The 19,110-nt window shown below is 48.2% G+C and carries 3 protein-coding genes; all 3 read left to right on the top strand.

From position 1 onward, the window contains the following. Positions 1 to 43: 43 nt before the first annotated feature. From Xmir_RS04870 to Xmir_RS04860, 3 genes are read left to right on the top strand one after another with little or no spacing between them, the layout of a single operon-like run. Positions 44 to 6,226, top strand: a complete 6,183-nt coding sequence (locus Xmir_RS04870; protein WP_099113288.1) for a non-ribosomal peptide synthetase — start codon at positions 44 to 46, stop codon at positions 6,224 to 6,226. Continuing rightward, on the top strand, positions 6,223 to 17,994 hold the full coding sequence (locus Xmir_RS04865) for a hybrid non-ribosomal peptide synthetase/type I polyketide synthase (RefSeq protein ID WP_099113287.1): 11,772 nt from the start codon (positions 6,223 to 6,225) through the stop codon (positions 17,992 to 17,994). Before Xmir_RS04870 ends, Xmir_RS04865 begins: the two co-directional genes overlap by 4 nt. After that, positions 17,991 to 19,088, top strand: coding sequence for a Gfo/Idh/MocA family oxidoreductase (locus Xmir_RS04860; protein WP_099113286.1), 1,098 nt, complete (start codon positions 17,991 to 17,993; stop codon positions 19,086 to 19,088). Before Xmir_RS04865 ends, Xmir_RS04860 begins: the two co-directional genes overlap by 4 nt. Positions 19,089 to 19,110: the final 22 nt, after the last annotated feature.

Raw genomic sequence — 19,110 nt, 5'->3', positions numbered from 1 at the left:
TATCTGACTTATTACGTAACCGCCATTTTTACAGGATTTCTTCATGCACACGGACCTTTTCTCCCTAGATTCGCTGCGCCAGCTCATATCTGGTCTGTTTAATCAAAAAAATATTCTGGTGGACGATAATGACGATTTAATTCGCAAGGGGCTGGATTCAATGCAAATAATGGCATTGCTGAACCAGCTTAGACGTCAAGGGCATCGCGTCACTTTGCGCGAACTTTACCAAAAACCAACCCTGCATGCCTGGAGCCAGCTTTTACAACGCCAGACACCTGTTGCTCACACAGTACCGCAAGATACAGCTCCACAGCCACTGATTGCAGATGCCCATCCATTCCCGTTGACGGCAGTCCAACATGCTTATTTTGTTGGACGTTCACCGGAACAAACCTTGGGGGGAGTCGGATGCCATCTGTATCAGGAATTTGATGGTGTTGGGCTGAAACCTGAACAGTTAGAAGCGGCGATTCATGTACTGATTCAACGGCATCCGATGTTGCGCGTTCGTTTTTTGCCAGATGGCCGTCAACAAGGCATGACCAGTGCTTACTGGAAAAAACTCACTGTTCACGATCTACGTAATCTGGCAGTAAGTGAACAGCAACAAGCGCTGAACAACCTACGTGAACAGCTCAGTCACCGGGTATTACAAGTTGAAGAAGGAGAAACTTTCGATATTCAGCTTAGTCTGTTTGGTGATAATCAACATCGTCTGCATACCAATATCGATTTACTGATCATGGATGCTGCCAGTTTCAGTCTATTCTTTACCGAACTGGCAGCATTAATTGCCAAACGTAGCCTGCCTGCAATTCCTTCTGGCTATGATTTTTGCAGTTATCTAACACAATATCAGACCCAATTTAAGCAGGCCCGACAAGAAGCAGAAGTCTTCTGGCGTAACCGGTTAGACATTCTGCCACTTGCTCCTCAACTGCCTTTGGCTCAAGACCCTGCCCTAATAAAAAATGTCCTGATTCAGCGCAGACGTTTTCGTTTAGCGCCAGAACATTGGGAACGATTTAAGCAGCTCGCCCAACAAAATGGGGTTACGCCAACGATGTCATTGGCGACCGCATTTGCGGCTTTATTATGTCGCTGGAGCAGTGCAACACGCTTGTTGTTCAACCTAACGCTATTTGACAGGGCTCCGCTGCATACCGCAGTTGATAACATGCTGGCCGATTTTACCAACATTCTGCTGTTGGATATTCCTGGTGATAATTTACCGTTCTGCCAATTGGCACAGGATGCACAGGCAACATTTGCCGAAGCTTACGAACATCGTCACTGGTCTGGTGTAGAAGTTCTGCGTGAACTCAAGAAACGAGGCAACCATCCACACGGCGCACCCATTGTGTTTACCAGCAATTTAGGCCGCCCTTTATATGGTGAAAATACCCGTGATGTTCTGGGAAAACCAAGTTGGGGAATATCACAAACACCTCAGGTATGGCTGGATTTCGTTGCATTTGAGCATGAAAACGCTCTGAATATTCAGTGGGACAGCAACGATGAACTCTTTCCTGATGGCTTAATGGATACCTTATTCACCGCCTATCAGGAACTGATTGAAAACCTGACGGAAAACGCGGCGCAGTGGAACCAAAAGCTGCCAGATTTGATGCCCGAATCGCAATCCCATTTGCGGCACCAAATCAATAACACGGTTAAAACACTACCCAATGCCCTGCTGCATGAAGAGGTGTTCATACAGGCAGAACGCACACCCAATGCTGTTGCTTTGGTGACTCATAATAACAAAATGAGTTATGGCGAACTCAGTCTGGCAGCCCGCCGATTAGCCGCTGTACTGCAAAATATGTCGGTTATGCCGGGAGATCGGGTTGCCATTAGTATGGAAAAAGGTATCGGACAAATTGTCGCTGTATTAGCAATACTTTATGCTGGCGGTGTTTACGTCCCGGTTCCTTTCGATCAACCCTTAAACCGACGTCGTGTTATCTGTGAAAGTGCCGGGATCAATGTTGTTATTATTGACTCTGAACAACAGAATAGTTCTTGGTCACAGAATAGTTCTTGGTCACAAAATAGTTCTTGGTTACAAAATAGCTCTTGGTCACAAGATATACATTGCATTTCCTGGCATCAGAATGAGCAATTACTGCCTTTAGCAAACATGGCTGAACGTGCCGTGACTGATCCGGCTTATATCATCTATACCTCTGGTTCAACCGGAATGCCAAAAGGTGTGGTTATCAGCCATCAAAGCGCACTTAATACCTGTCTGGACATCAATCACCGTCATCATGTTCAAAGCAGTGACCGATTGTTGGCACTCTCTGCCCTGCATTTCGACCTCTCCGTTTATGATATTTTCGGCATCCTCAGTGCCGGAGGGGCGCTGGTATTAATTAACGAAGCCCAGCGCCGCGACCCATCAACCTGGGAAATGCTGATCGAGCAGCACAATGTTACGTTATGGAATAGCGTGCCGGCATTGTTTGATATGTTACTAACCTATTGCGAAGGGATGGAGGTAGATGCGCCGAAAGCTCTTCGTACCGTGATGTTATCCGGGGACTGGATCGGCTTGTCACTGCCTGAACGTTACCGTGCGTTCAATCCTGATGGTGTGTTAAGTGCGATGGGCGGTGCAACGGAAGCCGCTATCTGGTCGAATGAATACATCGTCAAAGGGATTAACGCACAATGGCGCTCTATTCCTTATGGTTATCCTTTGGCTAACCAACGTTACCGTGTAGTGGGTGAAGATGGCCGTGATTGTCCTGACTGGGTTGTCGGTGAACTTTGGATTGGTGGTGCCGGTGTAGCATTAGGCTATTTTAATGATGAAGAACGCACTTCCGCCCAATTTGTCATTGATCAGGGAGAGCGCTGGTACCGTACGGGTGATCTGGGCTGCTACCATCCCGAAGGCTGGCTTGAATTTATGGGACGCCGCGATAGCCAGGTGAAAATTGGTGGCTACCGAATTGAGTTAGGAGAAATTGATGCGGCCCTCAATCAAGTAATCGGTATCAATAAAGGGGTTGCCTTAGCTCATGGCGAAAAAGAGAAATCGCTGGTGGCATTCCTTGAGTTGGAAGGCGATACTTTATGCCAACGTGTAACTCGTGCCCCACAATTACCCACAAACTATCGTGATCTGTTTCCCGCAGCGCGGGCAATAACCGATGATAACAGTGAGCCACAAGTTGCACTATTTCTGCTGGAACATCTGTCACGTCACGGCATGACGTTTACTTCACCCCAGTCGTTCAGCGATTGTCTGAAATATTATCAGGCTCAACCGGAATACCATAACTGGTTTGCCCGTATGTTGACGTATCTTTGCCAATGTAATCTATTGGCTGAGTCCACACATCATGTATATCAGATCGTCGTGTCCCCCACTACATTCAATACCCCCACTATATTCAATAGTGAAGCAGGATGTATCCCCGAACGCTGGCATTCTGTACTACACAGTATTCTTACCGGACAACAGACAGCAGTCACATTGCTCGATGATCCGCAATTCGCACCGGAACAACAGCTCTTCGCACTGCCAGAAACCCAGCAATGGTTGGCAGGATTAAAACAGGTAATCGTTGCTCTCTCCCAACGATTACAACGCCCTGTAACTTTGATGGAATTCGATGCCCGCAGCGGTTTCTGTGCTCAGTGGCTGGCAGAACATATTACAGACCAGCATCTGTCTTATCTCGGTTTTGAACGTTCTCAGGCACTGATCAACCAGATGCAGACACGGTTAAGTGGTTATACTCACGCATCAGTGCAATATTGGTCAGAACAAATTTCTGAGTCGCTACAGCATCAGGCAGATATCATCCTGCTAAACAATGTATTACACCGTGAGGAAGATCCAGCAAATTGCATTAACGCTTTGCTCCCCCTGGCACAACCAGGTGCGTTGGTATTGGCAATGGAGTTGCAACAAGCTTCCTCCCTCTCTTTGATTACAACTGAACTGCTCTCACCTCACGGTATTCAACTACGTTCTGCATCGCAGTGGTTACCTCTTCTTCCACTACAAACGGAAACACCAATTACTATCGGTAATCTTAGTGTGTTATTGATGCAGGTAAGTGACAACGTCATGATCCCTGATCGGGAAAAAATTAAATCTGTGTTGGCGCAACATCTGCCGGGATATATGATCCCACAACGTTTGCATATTCTTCCTCGTTTGCCGCTAACCCCTAACGGCAAAATTGATCGTAAGGCGCTATCGCAAGCCATACAGCCTGTCACAAAAACAGAAATGCCACATCAGCATGAAGTGGCCTCATTTAATGCGGTGGAACAAATCGTTGCCAATATTTGGTTACGCCTGCTAAATACAGAGCTGTTAGGCCGTAACAGTGACTTCTTTCAACTTGGCGGTGACAGTCTTCTGGCTACGCGTCTGATTGGTGAACTGACACAACAAGGTTTCAAAGGCGAACTTGGGCATCTTTTCCGTAACCCGCAATTGACTGCATTTGCCGCTACACTGGTTCCTCTGTCTGAAACTTCATCAGAACCCTATTCAATACCAAAAGAACAGGATGAATATCAGCCGTTCCCATTAACTGAAATTCAGCAAGCCTATCTGGTTGGACGCCATCCTGGTTTTGCCCTAAGTGGTGTTGGGGCACATTTCTTTATCGAATACCGGATAGAACAGTTAGACGTTCAACGTCTTAACCGGGTGTTAAATCACCTGATCCAGCGTCATCCTGTGCTTAGAACGATTGTTATCAATGGACAGCAACAGATATTGCAAGATGTCTCAATATTTTCGGTTAAACAGCACCAATTTACTGATATTAGTGAGGCAGACACATTACGCGACCGTCTGTCACATCAGGTTTTGGATGCCAGCCACTGGCCAGTGTTCGATTTTCAGCTTGCACAAGACAACAAGCTTGTTTCCCGGCTATTTGTCAGTCTGGATAATTTGTTATTAGATGGGCTGAGTATGCAGATATTGCTGGCTGAATTAGAACAGCTATATCTCGACGAACAACACGAATTGCCGCCACTGAAAGTCACATTCCGGGATTGTGTGTTACGCCAGCAACAAACGTCAGCGCATCAGAGTTCGCTGCAATATTGGCAGGAGCAGGTAAGAACATTGCCGCTGGCACCGCAATTGCCATTGCGCATTGCACCGGAAGGCGTTCAATCTCCGCGTTTTGTGCGCTATAGCGACCGATTATCTGCTCATGAATGGGATCAGTTAAAGCAATATGCTGCGCCCCATCAGATAACCCCTTCTGCGCTCTTAATTGCAGCTTATGCAGCCGTTCTGTCCGCATTCAGCACCAGACCGGAGTTAACCCTCAATCTTACCCTGTTCGATCGCCCGCACTGGCATGAGGACATTAAACATATTCTGGGTGATTTTACTTCACTGTCCCTACTGGCGTGGCACCCGGAAAACGATTGGTTATCAAGCACACGGCGGCTGCAACAACAATTATGGCAGGATCTGGATCACCGCCATATTTCAGCGATCAGAGTGATGCGTGAGCTGGCACAGAGTCGTGGCCCTGATGCAGCCATTATGCCGGTCGTTTTCACCAGCGCATTGGGGACACATGAAGGGCAATTCCTTTCACGTTCATCATGGATGAAACCCGTTTGGGGCATCTCGCAAACCCCACAAATCTGGTTGGATCATCAGGTTTATGAATCTGACAATGAGCTTTGTCTGAACTGGGATGCGGTCGAAGAATTATTTGAACCACATCAGTTACAAAACATGTTCAACAGCTATATGGCGTTATTGCGTACCCTCGCAGCACAGCCAGAAAGCTGGCATTCAGCGTTGGAACAACTGATGCCACGCCAGCAATGCCTGACGCCTGAAGATAACGTTTCTGTTGCTATTACACCATCACCGCGTTCGGAAGGATGCGAGCCACAAATAATAGGCAGTGAAACATGCTGTGAAATTCAGCGCCTGTTTTTATCTGTAACAAATCATCCTATCAATGCCCAACAAAACTTTTTTGAGGCTGGAGCTAACTCGCTACAGCTAATTCAACTACACGGCAAATTACAACATGCGGGTTTTCATCATCTTGCCGTTACTGATTTATTCGCTTATCCAACACCAGAGACACTCAGCTTACGCTGCCGAAAAGATTCCTGCGAAGGGAATCACCCGTCGATGACTCCTCGCCAGCGTCAACAACAAAAGCGTCTGCAACAACGGGAAAAACGTCATAAAGGAGCTGCACAATGACTGATTTAACGCCTCACTACGATAATTGTGATCCCATCGCAGTGATTGGCCTTGCCTGCCGCTTTCCACAGGCACCAGATAGCGAGACTTTCTGGTATAACCTGCAACACGGGGTTGAATGTACTACCACACTCTCCCGTCAAACATTGTTGGATGCAGGTATCCCTCCTGAAGTCATTGATAGTGAATACTTTGTCAATCAAGCAGCGATATTGGAGAATGCGGAACAATTTGACGCCACGCTGTTTGGCTATTCACGCCAGGAAGCAGAGATGCTCGATCCCCAACAGCGTCTATTCCTTCAAACAGCCTGGCATGCTCTTGAACATGCAGGTTATGCGCCACGTAACGTACGACTGAAAACAGGCGTTTTCGGTAGTAGCCGGGTTAGTACCTGGCCTTCATGGTCACAATTCACGATGACCAATGTTGGTCAGGTTAAAGGACTACAGGCACTAATCAGCAACGATAAAGATTATCTTGCGACCCGTACTGCCTATAAATTAAACCTGAAAGGCCCTGCACTAACAGTACAAACAGCGTGTTCAAGTTCACTGGTTGCCGTGCATATGGCTTGTGAGAACCTGCGTGCCGGAGAGTGTGACATGGCACTGGCGGGTGGTGTAGCCGTTTCTTTCCCACAAGAAAGCGGTTACTTGTATCAACCCGGTATGATCTTCTCGCCTGACGGACATTGCCGCCCCTTTGATAGCCAGGCAAATGGCACCTACGGTGGTAATGGCGTTGGTGTTGTCACGCTGAAACGCCTGAGTGATGCTTTACGCGATGGAGATCCCATCATGGCGGTATTACGTGGCAGTGCAATTAATAATGATGGCAACGAAAAAGTTGGCTTTACTGCTCCTTCGGTTAATGGTCAACGCCGTGTGATTACTGAAGCATTACAACTGGCAGATGTCAGTATTGATGATGTCGGCATGATTGAAGCGCACGGTACAGGAACGCCTCTTGGCGATCCGATAGAAGTTGACGCGTTACGCAGTATATTCTCTGACCGCAATGTGACAATACCACCTTGTTACCTTGGTTCAGTGAAAAGCAATATAGGCCATCTTGATACTGCCGCGGGCATTGCCAGCCTGATCAAGACGGTTCTGTCTGTCTGGCATAGTTACATTCCGCCCACAATCAATGTACAGCAACCAAACCCGGCATTGCGGCTGGAAGAAAGCCCATTCAGGCTAGCAACGCAAGGACAGCGCTGGACGCAAGAATTGCGCACCGCAGGCGTTTCTTCGTTCGGTATTGGCGGCACTAACTGTCATATTGTGGTGCAATCATTGCCAGAAGAATTACATCATCGCCGTGTTCATAATCCACAAATTTCGCCGTTATTGCTCTCTGCTGCTTCCGAAGTCTCATTGCGTCAATTGGCACAACGCTACGCGGCAGCACTTCATGCTAAGCCAGAACATTATGCAGATCTGGCCTGGACTGCATTGCAAGGGCGTGACCTTTCACTCACCTGGCGTTTAGCACTTACATTGACACCACAAAGTGCCACGAGCTTATCCGCTTTTGCGAGCAATAGCCCGACACCAAACATTTTTAGCGGGCAAGTCAATAGCGAAAACAAGCAACTTTGGCAATTCAGCGGTCAGGGTTGCCAATGGGCTGGCATGGGAAAGGCTATGTATGCCGGTTCTCCTGTTTTTGCCGCTATGTTGGATCGTTGTTGTGCCGCCTGTACCTCCGAATTGGCATTGCCGTTAAAGGCAGTGATGTTCGGAGAACATGATGCCGCATTAGCGACTACTGAATACGCACAACCAGCAATTGTGGCCCATCAAATTGCGCTGGCGGCACATTGGCGGGCCCTTGGATTAAAGCCTGATTACGTACTGGGGCACTCTGTCGGAGAATTTGCCGCTGCCGTTGTTGCCGGTGTCTTCACGCCTGAACAAATGATGCCGCTAGTCGCGATACGGGGCAAATTAATGCAAAGCTGCTCTCAAGAAGGAGCGATGCTGGCAGTTTTTGCCAACAAAGAAGATATTCTTCCCTTTACTCGTTCACTGGCATTGGATCTGGCGGTTTGCAATGGCCCACAACACTGGGTTTGGGCCGGTACGAAGACGGAAATTGATACTCTGGCACAACGTTTGGAACAACAACAGATTCGTTGCCAGCGTATTAATATTGCCTGTGCAGCCCATTCAGCCATGCTTGATCCCATTCTGGAGACATTTTCTCTGCGTTGTCGCCAGTTACAGCCTACATCGGGAGAAATTCCACTAATTTCTACCCTAACGGCAAATATTGCAACTTATGAGCAATTGGGTTCACCAGACTACTGGCGTAACCATATGCGCCAAACCGTACGCTATTATCAAGCCATTGAATTTGCCCGCCAGCAAGGTGTTGCATTATTCGTAGAATTCGGCGCTGATGCCCCGTTAACGGGGATCGGGCGGCGTGTCAGTCTGCCACAGGAAACCTGGGTTGCCAGTGCGCATCGCCAAGGCTCTCCAGAGACCGTTCAGCAAACGGCACTCATGCAGCTTTACTGCGCTGGGGCACATCTTGATTGGCAACACCTTTTCCCGTTCACAGGGAGTAAATGCCATGCTCCACTCTATCCATTTGATAAGCAGCATTACAGTTACCCTGTGGATAAATCTGTGCAACATTCAGCCAATATCAATACGGGGCTTGATGTCAATTCCCTGCTTGATCCTGCCATTGAGCAACACCCTGATGCGGCAATATTACGAGCACTGTATACCGATACCTTGGTATATCAATGTCATGGGCGTAATGCTGAGCAAGGTTTCAGTGCTATCGACACTATCCGGGCTGGCCGGCTGCAACCTTGCTGGCGCTTTTTGCTGGAACAATTATTGACGTATAGTGTCCAGCAAGGTTATTACCAAGAAGTTTTCGGGCCGACGGTAAGTAAAATGTATCGTCCTCTCCGCGCCCTGCCATATGCCAAACGCCGATCATTAGAGAGCCATTTGCTCGCGGCTTTCCCTGCATTGATTTATGCTGGCGAACGTTTATTCGCTCTGTTGAGCGATCGTGCTGATCTTCCTCGCCAAGTTGTGGCAACCCAACCCATAACAAAATCATGGCTTCCTGCGCCACAGCCCTGCCCTGATACACACTATGCCCTACATTGGCGTACCATAAACACGGCGAATAAACCGGGATCTTCAACGGCATATACCCTCCGCTCTTCAACTGCGAATGATGAAATTATTCATCATTGGCGTCAGGCGGGGATTAATTTACAGCCTGAAAGCGGGAATACAATACTACTGCTCCAAGGCAATGATGTTGTTGAATTATGTGATCAGGTTATTAGTGAATTAAAACGTGATGAAACAGCGACTTTAACCGTTATAACCTGCTGCGCACAACCAGAAAGCACGTTATCAAAAGCGGATATCAACCCGGCTCAATACGCTGTTTGGGCGTTGCTACGCGTTGCGGTTGAAGAGTATCCCCATCGCCATATTCAGGCGATTGATATCGCTGATATCAACGACGCAGCCGCTTTATCACTGGCATTTGGTTATCTGGATAAACGCCATCATGAACACAATTGCTGGCTGAGAGTACGCGGGAATCAAGTCTCTGTACCTGTTTTACAACGTCAGCCATTGGCATTATCGCAACAACCTATGTCGATTCCCCATCAGGGTTGGCATATTGTTACAGGCGGTATGGGCGGTATCGGTCAGATTTCCATCCGTTGGTTGCTGACCCAAGGCGTGCGTAAGGTTGCCGTGTTTGCCCGCCGAAAAAACACGGACTGGGATGCTTTTGTACAAGAGTTGTCACTGAGTATCGAATGTGAAATACGTTGGATTAACGTTGATGTTACTGATACGCCAGCCTTGTTAGACGCCGTGCAAACACTGGCACAAGAGGATGATATCGCCGGAGCGATCCATGCGGCAGGTATCGCTGATCATACCCGGCTGACAGAACTTGGGCGTCCACACCTGTCACAGATGTTATCTGTAAAAGCCCACAGTGCATCGGCGTTGCAAGCCGTGCTCCAGCAACATAATGCACGATATTTGCTGCTTCACGCTTCTGCCGCGTCAATGTTGGGTGCTCAAGGACAAGGCGCTTATGCAATCGCCAATGCTTGTTTGGAATCTTTAGCGCTGACAGCGCCAAATCAGTTGACAGTAAAAGCGTTGGTTTGGGGCGTTTGGAGCGGTATTGGTATGGCCAGCGATCGGCGATTAGTGGAAAAACTGGCACAAGATGGCATGTTACCGTTCAGCGTAAATGAGGGTATCTGGCATTTCAACCAGTCTTTGCGCACTACATCACCTTGCTATCTGGCAATGCGGTTAGATGAACATCATCCTGATATTTTGCGGCGTTTACAGGCCGATATTACCCATATGGCTGCAACATCTGCATCTTCACCTTCTGCCGATAACACGCTATATCAAGATAGTGAACAACGGCTCAATTGGTTACGTCAGCGTGTCGCGACATTATTACGGTTAGAACAGCCTGATCACCTGAAACTACAACAGGATTTACTGCAATTCGGTTTGGACTCCCTGCTGTTTCTTGATCTGAATACGGTTATCCACCAGCAATTTGGCATCAGGCTAACCGCTGAACAGGCTTATAAGAATATGACGCTGGAGGGGCTTAATGCACTTATTGGAGACGCATTGCCTGAACAATCGGCGGTTTCTTCTCAACCTGAGTTCATTATTGACAGTTCCCAACGTCATGCACCATTCCCTCTGACGCCAATTCAACACGCTTATTGGATTGGTCGTACCCAGGCCATTGATTTTGGCGGTGTAGCTTGTCATGTCTTATTTGAATGGGATCTGGCACTGAATAATTTTGATATCCAGCGCTTTGAGAAAGCATGGAATGCTTTAATTCAGCGTCATGGCATGTTGCGCATGGTAGTGGATGAAGAGGGACAACAAAGAATTCTGCCTGAAACACCGTGGTATGCTTTATCACAGGATGATTTGAGAGTGCTGGACGATACAGCCTGCGAACAGGCTTTGGCTCAGCGTCGTCATACCCTTTCCTATCAAGTACCGCCCGCGGAACAGTGGCCGCTGTTTGAAGTCTCGATTTCGTTGCTCCCCAATGAACGTTGCCGCTTACATATGAATCTGGACTTGTTGCAGTTTGACGTACAGAGCTTCCGGATCATGATGGACGATCTGCAACTTGCTTATCGCCAGCAACCTCTGGCGCCACAAGCATTTACTTTCCGTGACTACGTGATGGCAGAACAAGCGCAACGTGAAAGTAAAGAATGGCGGGCATCATGGTCATACTGGCAGGAGCAATTACCTTCACTGTCCCCTGCCCCAAAATTGCCGTTGAACCCACAACTGCCCCAACGCAGTCAGCCACAATTCACGACTTATGAAGGTCGGCTGGCACAATCTGACTGGCAGATACTTAAACAAAGCTGGAAAAAATGGGGTGTGACATCTTCTGCCGGCCTGCTGACTCTGTTTGCCCATACGCTTGAATGGTACAGCCGCCATCCGCTGTTTACCCTCAACCTGACATTCTTTAACCGGCAGCCTTTCCATCCAGAGGTTCAGAACCTGATCGGTGATTTTACCTCAGTCATGCTGATGGATTTTGATTTACGCAAGACAACTTCCTTGCGTGCCAGCATGGAAAAAACACAGGCTTTGCTCTGGCAACGGTTGAGTCATAACCATGTCAATGGTGTTGAGGTATTGCGGGAACTTGGACGCCAGCAAAATGGCGAATCTCAAAGCAGACAACCACTGACGCCGGTCGTTTTCACCAGTATGTTGGGGATGGCACAGGAAGGTGTCGCAATCAAACAATCCATCACTCAATTACTCGGTGATCCGGTCTTTGTTCTGAGCCAGACGCCGCAAGTCTGGCTGGATCATCAGGTCATGGAAGTTGATGGTGATTTACTGTTTAACTGGTATTGCATGGATGATGTGCTAGAGCCGGGTGTCATTGAAGCGTTGTTTGCCGCTTATAACGCGCTGTTAGTGCAAATTTGCCGCCAGCCTGAACACATGGAATGTTATGACCTGCATATACCACCTGCTGGCTATACACGCTATGACTTCTGGCCACAGCATCCTGAATTGCGTCAGGCTGAGCAAAACCTGCGTGCTAAACCTGAAATACGATTGGCAGAAATTCGGCCACATCAGGACGAGACACAAGGCTATAACTTATGGCTGGTTGCAGAAGATAATTTATCGCTATCACTGCCAGAACCGCTGATTATCAATACCGATGTATTACCTCTGCCGACGTTAACAGAACAACAGTCGTTTGAACGCTCCTGGCAACACATTGAGCAACAAGCATTATTTGGCCTGAGCCAGACGTTGCTGCGCCATAGCCTATTCACCTATCCGCAACAATGTCACGCTCGTGAAGAGATCGAACAACGCCTGCAACTTGCACCACAGTATCGGCGCCTGCTTACCCAATGGCTGACGTTATTAACCCATCACGGATTGATTGAAAAAACCGCTGACGGATACCGCTGTTTGCAGCCGCTTAGCCATATGCCTGCTCCTACAGCAAAACTGGATGATGCCGTGTGGTGCCAAACCATCAGCCGATATGTTGCAACCTGTATTGAGCAACATGACACCCTGCTTGCCGGACGAAGCAATGCACTGGAACTTCTGTTTGCCGATAAACAGACGACAGCCAGCCTCTACAGTGAGAACCCGGCATTGCGTTGCCTGAACCAAGCTGCGGCTGAAATTATCCAACAATTAAGTCAGACATCTGAACATTTCACCATATTGGAAGTGGGGGCAGGAACGGGAGCCACATCAGAAAAAGTCCTCAAACACAATGCACAATCCATTGCAAGCTATCACTTTACTGATGTTTCGCCGCTGTTTCTGGATGATGCACGCCAGTTACTCAATCACTATGGCGAAACTGTAAAATTTGCCCTGTTCGACATTAACCAGCGTATCGATTTCAGCCAGCATCCTGAATCGGGTTATGACCTGATTATGGCGGTTAACGTATTACATGATGCCATCCATCTGAAAAATACCCTGCAACGTCTGTCACGGTTACTGAAACCGGGCGGATGGCTATTGATCATTGAATCCACTAAACGCGAAAGCGCTATGCAGCTCGCCAGTGTCGGATTTATTGAAGGCATTAATGCCTGGAGTGACGATCGGGGTGATAGCGCGTTGCTGGAACTTACAGACTGGCGTAAATGTCTGGAGAAGTCCGGTTATCGGGTTTCATTGGAATGGCCGGGGCAAGACGGGCCAGAACTGCATCAACAACTGATTCTGGCGCGGGCTGAACAACAAGCACGGCTTAATATCAGTGAAATCGCAGCACAATTTTCCACCTTGCCTTATTCATTGCATATTCAACAGCAAGAGCAGTTACCGTTGACAGCATTACCGCTGATAGTGACAGCGAAAGAGAGCATGGTACAACCGTTGACTACGGAAACAGCACAGCCGGAAACAGAGGATGATCAGCTCCATGATATTGAACAGCAAGTAATTGCACTCTGGAATTCACTGCTTCCTCAACCAATACAACGCTACAGTGACTTTTTCCAAAGTGGCGGTGATAGCTTAATTGCGACCCGAATGGTGGTGCAACTACGGCGCCAAGGTTATGAACAAGCCAATCTGCAACAGTTATTCGAACATCCTAAGTTGAGTGAATTTTGCCGTACCCTGAAGGTAGTCGAAACAAATTCAGCGACACTTACTACATTACATTCAACTGAATCACATTCAACTGAATCACATGCAGCTGAACCAGCATCAGAGCAGATTTTGCCACTCACCGCACTGCAATACGCTTACTGGTTGGGAGAAAGTGAACTGTTCCAATTTGGTAACGGTATCGCCCATTTCTATGCTGAACTGGCTATCAACGGTCTTGATCTGCCCCGTTTCACCACTGCCTGGAACCGGGTGATAAACCATCATGCGCAATTACGCGGTTATGTGAAGGATGGTCAGTATCATATTCTGCCGGAGGTTTCCTGTTATACACCGACGGTCATTGATTGCCGTGACATGATGCCGAACGAGCGTGAGACACAGTTGGATAATGCCCGTGACATCCTGCGTACTCAGGGCGTTCCCAGCGACAACTGGCCGCTGTTTGATTTAACGTTGTATCATACTGATGACCGAACACATCTATTGCATCTGACCATCGATCTACTGGTAGCTGATGGGAAAAGTCTGACGTTAATCTTGCGTGACTTACACCACTGGTATCAGGAACCTAACTGGCAACCAGCGCCACCAGCCGCAACTATTGGTGACTACATTCAAGCACTGGAAGATGAAAAAGTGGGAGAAACCTGGCAACAAAGCCGGCAATACTGGCTTGATCGCTTACCTTTGCTTCCTGATGCTCCGGTGTTACCACTGAAAGACCATCAATCACAGCAACTTGATCAACAATGCCTGACAGGGTACATCAACCCACAACAATGGCAGCGTTTGCAACAACGTGCGGCAGAACATCGGGTATCACCATCACAAGTAATGCTCACACTATTTGCCCATATTTTGTCGGTATGGAGCAATAACGAGCATTTCACTATCAATGTTCTGCATGGCAACCGCCTGTTGATGCCACAGCATTGCGATATGTTAGTCGGCAATCTGTCCACCACGTCGTTGCTGGAAGTGGATTTACGCAATATCGCAGGATTCAGTGATGCAGTGAGCCGGATACAAAAACAATGGCTAGCGGATCTTCAACATGCGCTGTTTGACGGGCAACTGGTTCTCAGGGAGAAAAATCAGCATCGCCACAACCTGAATGCCGGAATGCCAATCGTATTCAACGATACAACCGGTACGGCGGGCAAAGGGCCATCAGGATTAGGGACACTGAATCTTTTTGGTGCGCAAACGCCCCATGTTTATCTCGACTGTATGCTCATTTCCGGTTCAGATGGTGGCGTCACCCTACAATGGGCGATTTTGCCGCAACTGTTCCAGCCCCAAGTTGCAGAAAATATGTTTGCTCATTATCAAGCCAGTGTCATTGCCCTGCTCGAACCGGATTATCAATGGAACGCTCCGCTTCCTGACTGGCTCCCGGCAAGTGATCGCACTTTGTGCCAGAACAGTAACGCGACAAAAAACAGTTTTCCACCACATACACTTTGTTCTCTAATTGAACAGGCAGTAAACCGTTACCCACAACACATTGCCGTTGTCGATACCGCTCGTCAGATTGATTATCGCACTTTGTGGTCACAAAGCCTGGCACTGGCTGCTCATCTGCAAGCGCAGGAAAATCAGACTTCGTCTCTGGTTGGTGTGGTGATGGAAAAAGGCTGGGAACAGGTTGTAGCGGTTCTCGCGATTTTATTAGCGGGACGAGCTTATCTGCCTATTGATGCCAGTTATCCGCAACAACGTATCCATCAGCTATTAACATCAGGGGAAGTTGATACTGTACTGACTCAACCTAAGTTTGCTCAACAGATGAGCGGGTCTGACGCGGTACAAGTTATCTCTCTGGATGAAACATTACTTAACGGCTTACCGGTAAATACTGGCGAGCAGAGTTTATTCGCACATCCTGAAGATTTAGCTTATGTGATTTTCACCTCCGGCTCTACCGGAAAACCGAAAGGTGTGATGATCGATCATCAGGGTGCGGTCAACACTATCCTTGATATTAACCAACGCATTGCACTCAATGAACACGATAGCGTACTGGCAATATCAGAGTTAACCTTCGATCTCTCAGTTTATGACCTGTTCGGCACTTTGAGTTGTGGGGCGAAGCTGGTTATGCCTTCTCCTGGTGACAGTCGGCAACCCGACAAGTTACTGGCATGGTTACAACAGGAAGCGGTGACAGTTTGGAACTCTGTTCCGGCATTTGTGCAACTGCTTGAGGAATACGCCCGAAGCTATCCGCATTCCCTGAATAGTCTGCGCTGGATCTTGATGAGCGGTGATTGGGTACCAACCCATTTGCCGGCAAGATTATATGCTCTCCACCCTGAGCTAAATCTTCTCAGTTTGGGAGGTGCCACCGAAGCATCAATATGGTCTATCGCCTATCCTATCGCACAAGTTGATCCAAATTGGCGCAGCATTCCATATGGTAAGCCTTTGGCTAATCAGACTTTCTATGTGCTTAATCCCTCACTTTCACCTTGCCCGGTCTGGGTAACCGGTGAACTTTATATTGGCGGACAAGGGCTGGCGCAGGGTTATTGGGCCGATTCAGAAAAAACTGAACAGGCATTTATCACGCATCCTCAAACAGGTGAGCGACTTTACCGCACTGGCGACTTAGGCCGCTGGCGGCCGGACGGCAATATCGAATTTCTGGGACGCAATGATCACCAGATTAAAATTCGTGGCTACCGGATTGAGCTGGGCGAAATTGAGCACCGTTTATGCGAACACCCTGATATACAACAAGCGTTAGTGTTTGCACATACTACGTCAACCGGCGCATTGCAACTCGTCGCAGGCTTGCGTTTAACCGGCGACACGCCAGTATCTACAGAACTTTTACCGGTACTGCCTCACTGGTTGCAGCAAACCTTACCTGTTTGGATGTGCCCACAGCGATTTATCATTCTTGATGCGATACCTGTATCAGACAACGGTAAAATTGACAGACGCACATTAGTTACTCTGGTTGAAAAAGCGCAAGAAATTAATTCAGTGCCACTGACGGCGACTCTCAACGCAACAGGACAAGCTGTATTAAGCCTTTGGGAATCCGTATTAGAGCAACAAGCTATTAACGTACATGAGAGTTTCTTTACTCTTGGTGGAGATTCTCTGGCGGCAGTGCGATTAATGGTGAAAATCAATCAGGCATTTAATCGCCAATACCCGCTCAGCCTGCTGCAAACTTACGATACCGTACAGTCATTGGCTGAATTCATTGAACATCAACCGGAAAACACATGTCAGAGTGTGATACTGAACAAGGGAAACACAGAGCAACCTGCATTGTTCATCGTACACCCTATTGGCGGGCACTTACTGGGGTATCGCCATTTAGCAGCTAATTTCAATTCTCAATGTATAGTTGGGTTAGCATTTGCACCAGACAGCCTGAATATCGGTGAGCCTTCCGTTGCAGCGCTGGCCGCTAACTATATCAACCAAATCCGTACCTTCCAGCCTAAAGGGCCTTATGCACTGGCGGGCTGGTCTTTCGGTGGCTTGGTAGCCTATGAAATGGCGCATCAGTTACGAACTGCGGGTGAAAGTGTTTCTCACTGTATCCTGATTGATAGTTTCGCGCCGAACGTACGCACTGACCTGACTCTGAACGATACATTCTGCCATCGTCATTTCCTGCTCGACTTACAGGGACAATTCCCTGACCTGAAGCTGGATAACAGCGCTATCGCTGCTAACACGGAGGCATTCCTTCAGGCTCTGCACGAAGCCTTGCCGCAATCTGCACAGATTGACGGCTCATTGACCGCACTTTATGCCGTATGGCGCCATAACCTGAGTGCATTGCTTGGCTACTGCCCACCGCAAACTTCACAACCTTTCTGCCTTATCCGGGCAGCGCAGGCATTACCTGATTTTATGGATTACCTTGATCCAACAACACTCACCGCAACTGATCTTGGCTGGCAGGCTTTCGGGCCGGTCAATGTGACACAACTTGATGGTGATCATTACAGTCTATTCCAACATAAACATGTCGGCTCTCTGGTTGCATGTCTGAAAGACATCCTGAGTTCAGCCCCAACTATTGCACCTGTTAAGGAGAACATATGATAAAGCCACGGCGGGTTCTGATTGTCGGTTCAAAATTTGGCGAACTGTATCTTAATGCGTTTCTACAACCTCGGACAGGTCTGGAACTGGCCGGTATTCTGGCGCAAGGAAGTCCTCGTTCACAGCAACTTGCCCGTGATTTCAATGTGCCACTATTCCGCTCATTGGATGAATTGCCAAACGACATTGATATTGCCTGTGTCGTAATACGCGCAGAGGTTATTGGCGGCAAAGGCGACCAATTGACCCAAGCACTATTGGCACGGGGTATTTCTGTCATTCAGGAGCACCCCCTTGATGCAGAAGCCATCAAAAGGCACCAATCAGTCGCTAACAAGCATGATGCTATGTTTTGGGTCAATAGCTTCTACAGTCAATGCCATGCAGGCAGGAGCTGGTTACATGCGGCACAACAAATTAATCAATTATCACAGCAACGTCCGGTGAGTGGCTATCTGACCACCAGCCGCCAGTTACTATTTTCCGCACTTGATCTGTTATTACAGGCATGTCATTGCCCTGAGCAAATGGAGATAGTCTATATGGGACAGCGAAGCAACGCATTTCATTGCTTTGAACTCAGTACTGCGGATACAACGATAACGTTAAACGTTCAATCCTATCTGGACCCCAGAGATCCAGACATGCACAACCTGGTTATGCATAAAATGACGCTGATCTGGCCTGCCGGTTATCTTACGCAGGAAGCCAGTTATGGCCCGGTTGTCTGGACGCCGGTTCTTCATGCGCCGGATCATCTGAATAATGAGCAAAGCCTCTACCTGAGTGCCAGTCAGCCGGATGGCGCTTATCTGCACCAGACAACATCACACATTCTTTGTCCGGCAACCCAAAACTGGATGACAGCATTTGAATGTGATGGCGCTGAAGGTGTGGCATTTCTACTCAACACCTTGAGTTCTGTATTGAATGGTGCGTTCTGCCCACCCGCTTTTTCCTGCGGCTACCAACTGCGGCTGGCGGGTTTATGGCAACAAATTCTGCGCATTATGGGAGAGCCTGTTGCCCAAGATTTATTGGCTCCTGTCTGGATTGATCCAACCCAACTGATGCTGACTAAGGAAGAACGCTGATGACATGGGTACTCCCTACACA

The organism is Xenorhabdus miraniensis, from assembly GCF_002632615.1.
Note: the sequence above shows the minus strand (reverse complement) of the source record. Positions and strands in the feature narration are given on the sequence as shown.